At 68.9% G+C, this 12,868-nt stretch carries 12 protein-coding genes; 8 read left to right on the top strand and 4 right to left on the bottom strand.

All coding sequences use genetic code 11. The features are described from left to right. Positions 1–40 precede the first annotated feature (40 nt). The 4 genes from CAM01S_RS00225 (at position 41) to CAM01S_RS15010 (ending at position 2,849) form a co-directional block, all read left to right on the top strand. Positions 41–1,246 (top strand): MFS transporter, encoded by a 1,206-nt coding sequence (locus tag CAM01S_RS00225; protein WP_066514380.1) that lies wholly within the window; start codon positions 41–43, stop codon positions 1,244–1,246. Between the two features lie 3 nt (positions 1,247–1,249). After that, positions 1,250–2,077 (top strand): aldo/keto reductase, encoded by an 828-nt coding sequence (locus CAM01S_RS00220; RefSeq protein WP_066514377.1) that lies wholly within the window; start codon positions 1,250–1,252, stop codon positions 2,075–2,077. Between the two features lie 163 nt (positions 2,078–2,240). Continuing rightward, positions 2,241–2,447 carry a hypothetical protein gene (locus CAM01S_RS00215; protein WP_066514374.1) on the top strand — a complete coding sequence of 69 codons (207 nt, stop codon included), beginning with the start codon at positions 2,241–2,243 and terminating at the stop codon, positions 2,445–2,447. A 153-nt stretch (positions 2,448–2,600) separates the two neighbouring features. Next, positions 2,601–2,849 (top strand): PIN domain-containing protein, encoded by a 249-nt coding sequence (locus CAM01S_RS15010; RefSeq protein ID WP_066514371.1) that lies wholly within the window; start codon positions 2,601–2,603, stop codon positions 2,847–2,849. Positions 2,850–2,904: 55 nt separating this feature from the next. On the opposite strand, the gene CAM01S_RS00205 is transcribed toward CAM01S_RS15010, so the two are convergent. After that, positions 2,905–3,225, bottom strand: coding sequence for a hypothetical protein (locus CAM01S_RS00205; RefSeq protein WP_066514367.1), 321 nt, complete (start codon positions 3,223–3,225; stop codon positions 2,905–2,907). Positions 3,226–3,439: 214 nt separating this feature from the next. Between CAM01S_RS00205 and CAM01S_RS00200 the strand changes: the two genes are divergently transcribed. Beyond that, positions 3,440–3,961, top strand: coding sequence for a ribonuclease H family protein (locus CAM01S_RS00200; RefSeq protein ID WP_066514361.1), 522 nt, complete (start codon positions 3,440–3,442; stop codon positions 3,959–3,961). On the opposite strand, the gene CAM01S_RS00195 is transcribed toward CAM01S_RS00200, so the two are convergent. Next, on the bottom strand, positions 3,958–6,546 hold the full coding sequence (locus tag CAM01S_RS00195) for a DEAD/DEAH box helicase (protein WP_066514359.1): 2,589 nt from the start codon (positions 6,544–6,546) through the stop codon (positions 3,958–3,960). The genes CAM01S_RS00200 and CAM01S_RS00195 overlap by 4 nt on opposite strands. Before the next feature lie 113 nt (positions 6,547–6,659). Here CAM01S_RS00195 and CAM01S_RS00190 point away from each other — a divergent pair, with 113 nt between their 5' ends. Further along, entirely contained in the window at positions 6,660–7,703 is a 1,044-nt protein-coding gene (locus tag CAM01S_RS00190) for an LLM class flavin-dependent oxidoreductase (protein WP_066514355.1), read from the top strand. A 628-nt stretch (positions 7,704–8,331) separates the two neighbouring features. Beyond that, positions 8,332–9,192: an NAD-dependent epimerase/dehydratase family protein gene (locus tag CAM01S_RS00185; protein WP_066514349.1), complete on the top strand. Its 861-nt coding sequence runs from the start codon at positions 8,332–8,334 to the stop codon at positions 9,190–9,192. A 107-nt stretch (positions 9,193–9,299) separates the two neighbouring features. On the opposite strand, the gene CAM01S_RS00180 is transcribed toward CAM01S_RS00185, so the two are convergent. Next, complete coding sequence (locus tag CAM01S_RS00180) at positions 9,300–10,970, bottom strand: DUF7059 domain-containing protein (protein WP_083527579.1); 1,671 nt, start codon at positions 10,968–10,970, stop codon at positions 9,300–9,302. After that, entirely contained in the window at positions 10,967–11,344 is a 378-nt protein-coding gene (locus CAM01S_RS00175) for an ArsR/SmtB family transcription factor (protein WP_066514347.1), read from the bottom strand. The genes CAM01S_RS00180 and CAM01S_RS00175 overlap by 4 nt, the downstream gene beginning before the upstream one ends. A gap of 106 nt (positions 11,345–11,450) precedes the next feature. Between CAM01S_RS00175 and CAM01S_RS00170 the strand changes: the two genes are divergently transcribed. Beyond that, on the top strand, positions 11,451–12,800 hold the full coding sequence (locus tag CAM01S_RS00170; RefSeq protein WP_245631484.1) for an MFS transporter: 1,350 nt from the start codon (positions 11,451–11,453) through the stop codon (positions 12,798–12,800). Positions 12,801–12,868: the final 68 nt, after the last annotated feature.

Here is a 12,868-nt window from a genome sequence, read left to right as displayed (position 1 = left end):
GGGCCGGGGCGACCACCGTCCGGTCCGTACACTCGGAGGCGTGAGCGCGTACGGAAGCCTGCTGCGGACCCACGGGGTCGCCCGCGTCATTGCGGCGCAGCTGACCGCGCGGTTCCCGTTCGGCATGCTCTCGCTCGCCTACCTGCTGCGCGTCGAGCACGTCGCCCACTCATATGGTGCAGCCGGCCTCGTTCTCGCCGCGTCCAGCATCGGCCAGGCGATCGCCGGCCCGCTGACGAGCCGATGGATGGGCAGCTGGGGCATGCGCCCGGTCCTGATCCTCACGAGCATCGTGGCGTTCGCGAGCATGTCAGTGATCGCGTTCGTCATCATGCCGGTTTGGCTCTACATGGCGGTGGGCTTCGTCGGCGGGCTCGCCGTGCCTCCCGTCCAGCCTGCCGTGCGAACCATCTATCCGAAGATGGTCACGTCCACCCAGTTGACACCGCTGTTCTCGCTCGACGCGTCTGCGCAGGAGCTCATCTGGGTGGTCGGGCCAGTGATCACCACCTTCGTCGCCACGCAGATCGGGACGGTCCAAGCGATCTGCGTCGCACTCGCGTTCCTGCTCATCGGCGGAACCTGGTTCATCGCCTCGCCCGAGCTCGGCCGGGTGCGCATCCCGCGGTCCAAGCGCGCGTTCGGCACGGTGCTCCGACGCCCTTCCGTCATCGTCGCCACCCTGACCGGCTTCCTGCTCATCAGCGGCTGCGCCGCAGTGGAGGCCGGTGTCACCAGCGTCTTCGGCAACGGCAGTCCGAATGCCGGGATCGTCCTCGCGGTCTTCGCGCTCGGATCATTGGCGGGCGGTCTCGCCTTCGGGCACCGCCCGATCTCGCCGGGCACCCTGTGGACACGAATGCTCATCGTGTTCATCGGCCTGGGCCTATCGGTGATCAGCACGTCGTTCTGGTGGCTCTGCCTCACGCTGCTCATCGCTGGAGCTGGGATCGCGCCCGCGCTGGCAGTCATGTTCGGATCGGTGTCAGCGACCGTGAAGTTCTCGGACACCGCGGAGGCGTACGGCTGGATGGGAACCGGACAGCTCATCGGAGCGGCACTCGGCTCCGCTGCCGCCGGATTCCTCATCGACGCACACGGCGGGGTCGGCGGCCTCGGAGTCGGCGCCTTCGCCGTGCTGCTCGGCACGGTGCTGCCGCTCTTCGCGCGCCGATGGCTGCCCGACCTGCGCGGCCGCGACGCCAGTCCGATACCCGACACCGAGCCCGTCACGATCGCGAGCTGAGCGATGCGTCCCGATCAGACCGAGTTCGTCCTGCGTGACGGCGCTCGTATCCCGGCAGTCGGGTTCGGCGTGTACAAGGTCGACGACGCGGACGCCGAACGCTCCGTCGCGACCGCCCTTCGCTCCGGATACCGGCATCTCGACACGGCCGAGATGTACAGAAACGAGGCCGGTGTGGGTCGGGCGATCCGCGCCGCCGGTATTGCTCGCGATGATCTGTTCATCACGACGAAGGTGTGGAACACCAACCACGGGCGCGAGCAGACCATGCGAGCGTTCGACGCATCGCTCGGACGACTTGGGCTCGACCGGGTCGACCTGTACCTGATCCACTGGCCCGCTGCGGCCAACGACCGCTATGTCGAGACGTGGCGGGCACTCGTCGAGCTCCAGGCGGACGGCCGCGCTACCAGCGTCGGCGTTTCGAACTTCCAGATCCCCCACCTTGAACGGATCATCGGCGAGACCGGTGCGGTGCCCGTCGTCAATCAGGTCGAGCGGCATCCGTGGCTGCCGCAGGCCGATCTCCTGGAGTTTCACGCGGCGCACGGCATCGTCACAGAAGCCTGGTCGCCGCTCGGACGCGGCCGCCTGATCGACGAGCCCGCGCTCGGCGTGATCGCCCGCAAGCATGGTGTGTCCGTCGCGCAGGTACTGGTGCGCTGGAACATCGACGCAGGTGTCGTGGCACTCCCGAAGTCAGTGACCCCGGAGCGGATTGCGTCGAACATCGCGATCGCAGGCTTCGAGCTCGACGAGGACGACCGAGCGGCCATCGCCACGCTCGAGAACGGGACGCGGACGGGGTCCCACCCCGATCAGGTGCACTAGCCGTGAGCGGGCGGTGAGCCAGGGGCCGTAGGGGTGTTCGTGTCACACGCGCCCGGGTCGCGCTCACCACAAGGCTGGCCGGAGTCTGGTTCTCCACCGTGAGTCACGAGACCTAGGTTCACCTTGCTGAAGTATAAAATACTGGCAGCGCGAAAGGAACCCTATGACTTCGATAACCCCCGTCACGGTTGACGTCGAATCCGACCGGTTGGCTGAGGCGCGGCACCTCACGCGCATTGCCGACGACGGCGACCTCTTCCGATATGCGCTGCGCACGCTGATTGCCATTCGGAAGCAACCGGAGACCGCCCGCCGCGTGCTGGACGTCCTGCAACACATTCAGGACGAGCCAGAGTACGCGCAGCCATGACCGCATTTCTCGTCGACCACTCCGTCTGGGCGCGGGCGCTTCAATCGCATGCTGTGCGCCGCCAACTCGAAGAGATCACAACGCACCACGTGATCGTGACCTGCCCTCCGCAGGTCCTCGAATATTGCCACTCTGCACGGAACGCTCAAGCCCATGATCGACTCGAGCACGAGATTCGCGCGCACGTCGAGCTTGCGGAGCATGCCACGAAACGACGAGGTGCTCGCGATACAGAGTCAGCTATGGAACAGCGGCCATTTGAGAGACGCGGGACCCGTCGACATCTTGATCGCGGCCTACGCGATCGCGAACCGCTCCGTCGTGGTGAGCGCGGACCGCGACTTCGTCTCGATCGCGCAGGTGACCCCGGAGCTCCGGCACCTGCACCTTCCGGCCGCCTGAATTCGGCCGACGAGGCGCCGCGCACGGCGACCCTCAGAAGCCGGCCGCCCGGGGCTCACTCCGCGCCGGGCTCGTCGTCCGCGCCGTCCTGCCATGGCAGGTGAAGGTCCTTCGGGTCGACATCCACGTCCCCGACGTCATCCACGCCGCCGGTGCCGGGCACGACCTTGACTTGGTCGGGGTCGACATCGTCAGCGCGCAGCGCCTCGGAATCGCGTTCCGGGTCCTGCAGCACCTCGGTCTCGCGCTCGCTGCTCGGCGTGTAGGCGGTGTCCGCGGCGCGGCGCTCTCCGTCGGGCACCTGCTCATCGTTCTCGACGTGGTGCACCATCTTCGCGACCCCCCGGTAGTGGGTCTGCGCGTCGTCGTCTGCCATCGGGGTTCTCCTCGGTCGGATCAGTCGGATCGATCAGGCGCCCGGATCAGTCGGATCGATCAGGCGCCGCCGACGCTAGACCGCCCCCGATGTGTGCTCCCCCACATCCGCGCGGTGATCGGCTGCGTCCCCGAACACGCTTGGGGGGCCCGGCTCGGCCTCCCCCGTCAGCTACCGTTGACCCCGCACCGCCCACCGCATCGAGGAGTTCCCCGTGACGATCACCGCCGCCGCTGACGGATCCGCGCTTGGAAACCCAGGGCCGGCCGGCTGGGCCTGGTACGTCGACGATGATCGTTGGGCGGCTGGAGGCTGGCCGAGTGCCACGAACAACCAGGGCGAGCTGACCGCAGTTCTTCAGCTGCTCCGAGCGACGAAAGACACCGGCGAGCCGCTCCACATCCTGTGCGACAGCCAGTACGCGATCAATGCGTGCACCACGTGGCTCGCCGGTTGGAAACGGAAAGGCTGGCGGAAAGCGGACGGGAAGCCCGTCCTCAACGTCGAGATCATCAAGGAGCTCGACGCCGAACTGCAGGGGCGAACCGTGACGTTCGAATGGGTCCGTGGGCACGTCGGCCACGAGATGAACGAGGCCGCCGACGCACGCGCCCGCGCGGCGGCAACCGCCTACCAGCAACGCACGCCGGTGCCGCACGGCCCGGGCTGGCCCGGTGTCACGGTGACCGAGCCGTCGCCGCTCCCGGAGCCAGTGTCGCCGGCCACCCTGTTCTAGTCGACCTCGACGTCCGTCCATCCGTCGAACCGGCCGATCTCGGTCACCCGGACCACAGCCTCCCCGAGTTCGTCGGACGCATCGAGATCGACCACCGCGCTGAACCCGAAGTCGTGATCCCCCTCCGGGTCCGAGAAGATCTGCCGCACCCGCCACACGCGATCCGCCGCCGCAGGCCGCTCGTCGAGCACCACGAACCGCATCGACCGTGCATCGGCATCGGTCGCGATCGCATCATGCTCCGCGTAGTACTCCTCGAGCATCGCGTCCCACGCCCGGTGATCAAAGCCGTGCTGCGCGTCCAACTCGCCGAGCGCCCCCACATCGTCCAGGGCCGCGAGCTGCACCCGACGAAACAGCGCATTGCGAACCAGCACGCGGAACGCACGCACGTTCCCGGTCAGGCGAGCCGGAGCAGGTGCCGCGACCTCGGCGTCGTCCGACGCGTGGGCATCGAGCACGAGATGCGGGCTGACCAGGGCCTCCCATTCGTCAACCAAGGACGAGTCGACCTGCCGAACCAGCTCGCCGAGCCACTCGATGATGTCGTCGAGTTCGGGCGTGCGCATCTCCGACGGAATCGTCTGCCGCATCGCCCGATACGCATCCGACAGGTATCGGAGGACCAGCCCCTCCGAGCGAGTCAGCCCATAGAACCGGACGAAGTCGCCGAAGGTCTGCGCCCGCTCGAACATGTCACGCACCACCGCCTTCGGCGACAGTGCGAAATCGAGCACCCACGGCTGCTCCGCCGCGTACGCCTCGTACGCCGCCTCGAGCAGCTCGGCGAGGGGCCGCGGATGCGTCACCTCCTCGAGCAGCTCCATGCGCTCGTCGTACTCGATCCCCTCCTGCTTCATGCGCGCGACCGCTTCGCCGCGCTCCTTGAACTGCTGTGCGCCGAGGATCGCGCGCGGATCGTCCAACGTCGACTCGACGATCGACACCATGTCGAGCGCGAACGTCGGCGACTCCGGATCGAGCAACTCGAACGCGGCGAGCGCGAACGGCGACAGCGGTTGATTCAGCGCAAAGTTCGGCTGCAGGTCGACGGTGACACGCAAGCGGGCTGGCTCGCCGTTCGCTCCGGGGATGCGTTCGATCACACCTGCGGTGAGGAGCGTGCGAGTGATCTCGAGTGCGCGCTTCGCCAATGTGAGCTGCCGCGACCACGGTTCGTGGTTGTCGAACACGAGCGACCGCACCGCGCTGAACGCATCGCCGCCGCGGGCGACCACCGAGAGGACCATCGCGTGCGTGATCCGCATGCGGGACGTCAGCGGCTCCGGCTCCGCGCCCTGCAGCCGCTCGAACGAGCCAAGCCCCCAGGACACGAAGCCGTCGGGCGCCTTCTTGCGCTTCACCTTCGATCGCTTCTTCGCGTCGTCGCCGGCCTTCGCGAGCGCGCGCGCATTCTCGATCTCATGCTCGGGCGCTTCGGCGAGCACGTCGCCCTCGGTGTCGAACCCGGCCCGGCCGGCGCGGCCCGCAATCTGGTGAAACTCGCGGGCGCTCAGCTGGCGCATGCGGGTGCCGTCGAACTTCGTGAGCCCCGTGAGGAGCACGCTCCGAATCGGAACGTTGATGCCGACGCCGAGCGTGTCGGTGCCGCAGATGACGGGGAGCAGGCCGCGCTGCGCCAGCTGTTCGACGAGCCGACGGTACTTCGGCAGCATGCCCGCGTGGTGCACCCCGATACCGGCGCGAAGCAGCCGCGACAGGGTCTGTCCGAACCCCGCGCTGAAGCGGAAGCCGCCGATGGCTCCCGCGATCTCGTCCCGGCGCTCGCGGGAAGCGACCCGCACCGATGTCAGCGACTGCGCGCGTTCGAGCGCTGCGGCCTGTGCGAAATGCACGATGTACACGGGCGCCTTGCCCTCTTCCAGCAGCCGTTCGACGGTCTCCTGCACCGGCGTCTCGACGTATTCGTAGGACAGCGGGACCGGACGGGACACACCGGTCACGAGCGCGGTCGCCCGGCCCGTTCGACGCGACAGGTCGTCGGCGATCGTCGTGACGTCGCCGAGCGTCGCGGACATGAGCAGGAACTGCGCCCGCTCGAGCACGATGAGCGGCACCTGCCACGCCCAGCCGCGGTCCGGCTCGCCGTAGAAGTGGAACTCATCCATGATGACGATGTCGACGTCCGCGTCCGCACCCTCCCGGAGCGCGAGGTTCGCGAGGATCTCCGCCGTGCAGCACACGATCGGGGCGTCCCCGTTGACGCTGGAGTCACCGGTGACCATGCCGACGTTCTCCGGTCCGAAGAGGTCCACCAGCTGAAAGAACTTCTCCGACACCAGGGCCTTGATCGGTGCGGTGTAGTAACTGCGCCGCCCCTCGGCGAGTCCCGCGAAGTGCGCCGCCGCAGCGACCAGCGACTTGCCGGTGCCCGTCGGCGTCGAGAGGATCACATTCGCACCGGAGACGAACTCGATGACGGCTTCGTCCTGCGCCGGATACAGCGGGCGACCCGTCGAGGCGGCCCAGTCGGCGAACGCCCCATACACGGCATCAGGGTCGGCGGCGCCGTCGCCCTCCGGAAGCGCGGGCAGGAGGGACGCGGTCGCGCTGGAATCCGACATGGTGACCCCATTCTCCCGGACCGTGTCGAGCCTCCCGCACAGGTGCCGCCCGGTGCGAGCGGCAGGCGCATCGATCGGGAGGCCCGACTCACCTCCGCGCGTAGGCTTGCGTCGTGCGCGAGCTCGGGTTCCTGTCGTTCGTTCCCAACCATGGCGGGCCGGCCGGTGCTGCCGATGCCCTCGAGGACGGGTTGCGACTGTTCGCTCACGCGGAGGATCTCGGATACGGGACGGGATGGGTGCGGGGCCGCCATTTCGAGCCGTTCCTGACCAGCCCCATGACGTTCTTCGCGGCGGCCGCGCAGCGCACCGAGCGAATTCACTTCGGCACCGCCGTGCTCGGTATGCGATACGAGGACCCGGTCCGGCTCGCGGAGGATGCGAGCACCGTGGACCTGCTGAGCGGCGGCCGTGTCGAGCTCGGCATCTCCTCGGGGATCCCGGGATACGGCCCGATCCTCGACCCGATCTTCGGCGCGGTGGAGCGATCGTTCCGCGACGAAGCAGATGTGCGCACGGAATCGCTCCTGCGGGCGCTCCGCGGCGAACAGCTCGGGTCGAGCGGCTCCGGGTACGAGAGCATTCCGGCTGACGCGGCCCTGACACTGCAACCTGCGAGCCCGGGCCTTCTCGGTCGGGTCTGGTGGGGCGGCGGCAGCATGGGGACGGCCGTGCGAACCGCTGAGCGCGGACTCCGGCTGCATCTGTCGACACTGAACACGGAGGACACGGGCGCCCCGTTCGCGGACGCGCAGGCGGCGCAGATCGCGGCGTACCGCGAGCATTGGAGGCCCGGCACCGCCACCGCCGCGCCCGGCGAGCATCAGGGTCCGGTTGTCGCGGTCGGTCGCATCGTCGTTCCCCTGCTCAACGATCGCGATCGGGCGACGCATGAGGAGTTCCTGACGTCCTACGCGGCCGGGATGGACGACGAGGGTCGTCCACTGTCCGGAACGCCGCCGTTCCGCTTCCAGAAGGTCCTCTCCGGCGCACCGGACGCCATCGCCGAAGCACTCGCCGCCGATCCGGCGGTGTCCGCCGCGGACGCGCTCGTCATCACCCTGCCGGCGAACGGCGACGCGGCGTCGCACCGCAGAATCCTCACCGTCGTCGCCGAGCAGATCGCGCCGCAACTCGGGTGGGTGCCCGCGCACTGACGGGGGTGCTCGCGGGGGCGCTCAACGGTCACCAACGATCGCGTTGAAGGCGAAGTCGCAGAGCGGGAGCCGAAGCGCCCGACACGCTCCGACCCCCGCCAGCGACGCCATCGGATCCCTGATTCCGACCCGATGACGAGATCATGCTCTCACCCCGCGCGCAGATGCGGACGTAGGGCGGTCCGCTGTGCGCAGGCGGCTGCCCGCGTCGGGCGGAATGCCTCGGAACGCCCCGGCAACGAACAGATCGCTCGGTGTGCAGGCCGCGGTCAGACTCGGGCCAGTGAAGCTGTTGCCGGCCGCAGCCACACCCGGGCCGTTGAAAGGGGGTGCGCCCCAGCGGGACAGGCCGACGGGGCGCACCGGACGCACCCGATTACGAGGCACCTCCGGCCGGATCAGGAGACCGTGGCGCGCTTCGGGAATCGTTTGTTCGATGCGTGCGCCGCACGGTAACCAGCCGGATCAGCGCGATCCGAGCCTAGCCACGCACCGCCCGTGCCGCTATCCGATGACGGGCGCTGTTCGCCGAGTGTCCGAGAACCGAGCATCGAGCCGCGGACGGCGGCAGGATAGGAACCGTGCGCCTCGAGTGAGCGCGCACGTCAGTTCGTCGAGGAGGATGCAAATGACGCGAGTCGTAGTGACCGGGGGCAGCGGCAAGTTGGGCCGCGCAGTGGTTCGGGAGTTCGTCGAACACGGGTACGACGTCGTCAACCTGGACCGTGTGCCCTCGCCCGACGCACCCGCAGAAGCCGTGTTCATTCGCACCGATCTGACCGACTACGGCCAGGTGCTCAACTGCCTGATCGGCGTCGACGACCGGTACGACCACGTCGATGCCGTGGTGCATCTCGCGGCGGTCCCCGCTCCCGGACAGGTGCCGGATGTCGCGCTCATCACGAACAACGTGACGTCGTCGATCAACGTGTTCCATGCGGCGCGGGCGGCGGGTATCAAGAACGTGGTGTGGGCCTCCAGCGAGACCCTGCTCGGGATCCCCATGGGCGAGTTCCATCCGCCATACATCCCGGTGGACGAGGAGTTCGCCGTGCGCCCGCAGTCGTCGTACTCGCTCGGCAAAGCCGTCGAAGAGGAGATGGCTCGCCACTTCACCCGGTGGGATCCGTCGCTGAAGATGATCGGCCTCCGGTTCTCCAACGTCATGGACGTGGCCGACTACGACGGGTTCCCATGGGACCGCGACCCCGAGAAGAAGTCGTTCAACCTGTGGTCCTACATCGACTCCCGGGACGGCGCGCAGGCCGTGCGGAAGGCCGTCGAGAGCGACCTCACGGGCTTCGAGGCGTTCATCATCGCGAGCCCCGACACGGTGATGGAGGCGCCGACCATCGAGTTCGTCGAACGGTACATCCCCGACATCGAGCGCCGCTCGGAGATCGATGGAGTGAGCTCGCTGCTGTCGAGCGAGAAGGCTCGGGAACTCCTCGGCTACGCCCCGCAGTACTCCTGGCGCGACGGCCGCTGATCGCTCCTGGCGCTACGGTCGCTGATCACTCCTGGCGCTACGGCCGCTCATCGCGATCCGCCCTCAGGAGAGCAACAGTCCCGATTCAGGAGAGCAGCGCTCCCGATTCAGGACAGCAACAGCCCGTCGGTCACGAGCGACCGCACTTGTGGCAGGAGTTCCGCCACGAGTGCGGCCTCGTCGACCGCGGTGAGCTGCGCGATCGCCCCGATGATCGCGGCGAGGGAGAGCTCACCGTCGCACGCGCCCACGCACGCGGCGAGCGCGGTTCCGGCGTCGACGCGCCGTCCGAAGCCGCCGCCCTGGACGAGCGTGATGACGGTCGGGTCGTCGTTTCCGGGCCAGTAATGCCGCTCCTCCGTCACATCCCCCGCGACGCGGAGGTGCGCGCGAAGGAGCGCCGCATCATCGACGCTCCGCAGCCAAGTGACGGCGTCGAGGACACGTGCGACCACGGGGCCGAGGCCGACGGGAACGGAGCCGAGCGCGTCGGGGCGCTGCTCGAACCGGCGGAGGCGACTCGCGCCTCCTGAGCGATCGGGGATCGCGTCCGGGTGGGAGGCCCGCAGCACGACGTACCCGAACCCCACCTCCGTCACGGATCGCGTCGCGAAGTCATCGAGCCACGCGTCGACGAGGGGTTCGTACTCGGGCGTGCCCGGCCTCGTGCCGCCGTCGCGCACCCAGGTCTCGGCGTAGGTCGGCGGGTCCTGGCGCTCACGCTCGATCACCCAGACGTCGAGATCCGAGTCCACGACCCAGCCTTCGACGCGTGCGAGACCGTCGACGCCGACGCGGTACTCCCAATTGCCGAGGAGCTGGGCGGTACCACCGGGCTCGAGGTGCTCGGGAATGCCGCGGATCACCCGCTCGACGAGCGCGTCGCCGACCATGCCGCCGTCGCGGTACTCGTACGCCGGCACATCGGCGCGTCGCGGCGTGATCACGAACGGCGGATTCGACACGATACGGTCGAATCGCTCGCCAACCACCGGCTCGAACAGCGACCCGGAGCGGAACTCGATCCCGTCGACACCGTTCAGGGCGGCGTTGAACCGCGCGATGTCGAGCGCTCGCGCCGAGATGTCCGTTGCGACCACCCGTTCCGCAAAGCGGCGAGCGTGCAGCGCCTGGATTCCGCAACCGGTGCCGAGATCGAGCACGGAGCGGACCCGCGTCGGCAGCATGAGTCCCGCGAGCGTGGTGGACGCGCCACCGATGCCGAGCACGTGCTGCTCGCCGAGCGCCCCGCCGACAGCGAGTTCGCCGAGGTCGGAGAGGATCCAGAAGCTGCCAGGACCGAGGTCGTCGACGAAGTCGTAGGGGCGCAGGTCGACGAGCGGCACGAGTCGGTCATCGTCATTGGCGAGTTGCGTGTCGGGCGTGCGAAGCAGACCTGCCTCGATCGCGGCATCCACACCGGCGGTCGGAATCGCACGCGCGAGCGCTGCGCGTTCGACCGGCAGCCCGAGCACGAAACACCGGGCCAGCGTCGCACGCCGTGCGCGAGACTCGTCCTCCGCCCCATCGGCCGCTCGCCAGGCAGGAGGCTCGTCCACTGCCCCGTCAGCCGCTCGCCCGGCGCGAGTCCCGCTTCCCGTCACCTGATCGAGGGCGCGCCGTGCAGGAACCCGGTCTCCGCGGAAAAGGGCGGCCGCGGCAACAGCACCCCACAGGGCGTCGAGCCCGGACACTGTGAATTCCGCGGCAGCGAAGTCGGCGGCAAGGGCAGCCAGGAACGCGCCTCCGCTTCGGATCGGCGGAAGCGGTGCGGTCACGCCTGCACCGGCGCTGGCGGCTCGGCGACCAGGACGCCGGTCGGGACGGACCAGTCGAGGACGAGCCCGAGGAGACCGGGGAACCTCGCCTCGATGTCCTCGACGCGCACGCGGGTGCGCCGCTCGAGCCCGTCGAGGCGCTGCTCGAGGAGACCGGCCTCGCGGAGGACGCGGAAGTGGTGCGTCTGGGTGGACTTCGGTCGGTTCAGCCCCACCCAGGTGCAGGACTGCTCGGCTCCCGCAGCATCGACGAGGAGTCGATGGAGGATCGCAAGTCTGAGCGGGTCGGCGAGCGCATCGAAGATCACGGGGAGTTCGAGCTCGTCGACGGATGGTTGCGGCAGCAGTTCGAGCCCGTGCGGCGTTGTGGGCATGCACGGGACGGTATCACTGTTCGCTCATCAGTACGACTTGCGTCGAACTAGCGAGGTCCGGTACAAAGGAGTCCAGTACGAACATTGTCGTACAGGAGGCGGAGGGATGATCATGCAACAGTCAGCCAGGTCGGTCGCAGCGTTCTGGATCATCGCCGCCATGATCCTCATCTCGATGGCGTCGTCAGCCGTCCCCTCGCCGCTCTACCCCGTATACGCCGCGCAGTGGCACCTGACGCCGCTCCTCTTGACGGGCGTGTTCGCGATCTACGTCGGCGGTCTCCTCGCCAGCCTGCTCACCGCCGGATCGGTGTCCGACTACATCGGCCGGAAGCCGGTGCTCGCTGTCGGGCTCGCCGGGATCCTCGTGTCGATGGTGCTGTTCGCGGGCGCCACCGGTGTCGCGTCATTGATCATCGCGCGCATCGTGCAGGGTCTCGCCGTCGGCGTCGTGATCGGCACGCTCGGCGCGGCGCTGCTCGACCACTCGCTGGAGCGCGCACCAGCGCTTGCCGGCGTCCTGAACGGCGCCGTGCCTCCGATCGCCCTGGCGGTGGGTGCACTGTCGAGCGGCGCGCTCGTGCAATGGGGGCCTGCGCCGGAGCAACTCGTCTACATCGCCTACGGGGCGCTCCTCCTGCTCGGGATCGTCGCGCTCGTCGCCATTCCGGAGCGGGTCGAGCGCCGTCCCGGCGCCCTCCGGTCGCTCGTGCCGACGATCTCGGTGCCACGCGCATCCCGCACGCTGTTCCGCGATGTCGCAGGTGCCTTGGTCGCAAGCTGGGCGCTCGGCGGCCTCTACCTGTCACTCATCCCGAGCGTGCTCGGCGCGGTGTTCCACGTCACCGACCACTTCGCCGCTGGCGCACTGATCGCGCTCTTCACCGGGGTCGGCGCCGCCACCGGTCTCGTCATCGCGCGCTCCGACGCGCGGGTCGGCGTCCTCATCGGTCTCGTCGCCCTCATCGCCGGCCCGGTGCTCACCGTCGCATTCACCGTCACCGCGATCCTCCCCGGATTCATCGTCGGGACCGCCGTTGCCGGAGTCGGCTTCGGAGCTGGGTTCCAGGCGGCACTGCGGCTCCTCGTTGCGACCGCGTCACCAACCGACCGAGCCGGCCTGCTCTCGAGCATGTACACGCTGAGCTACGTCGCCTTCGGTCTGCCCGCGGTCGTCGCCGGCATGCTGGAGCCGTCCGTCGGTCTCGTTCCCGTCATCGTCGGGTACGGCGCGTTCGTCGTGCTCGCCGCGGTGATCGCGCTCGTCCTGCAGTCGGTCCCGCGCACCGCGGCGGTCGAGGAATCGGCCGCCCGCCGCGAGAGTGGCGAGCGCGGGACTGCGGAGCCGTCCGTGGGCTCGCAGCGTGCCGAGCGCCAGCGTGCGGAGCGTGAGCGTTCCGCCGCGGCACCGTCGGTGCTCTGCACCGCGACCGGCAGCGTCCACGTCGTCGACTGAGCCGCGACGCCCAATCACCGCACCTTCCACCGCCCAGCCGAGTTGCTGGACAGGACTGGAGGCGGGTC

The sequence above is a fragment of the Curtobacterium ammoniigenes NBRC 101786 genome, from assembly GCF_001571045.1.
Taxonomy (GTDB): Bacteria; Actinomycetota; Actinomycetes; order Actinomycetales; family Microbacteriaceae; genus Curtobacterium; species Curtobacterium ammoniigenes.
The sequence above is the reverse complement of the archived record's forward strand: the minus strand, read 5'-3'. Positions and strand labels throughout refer to the sequence as shown.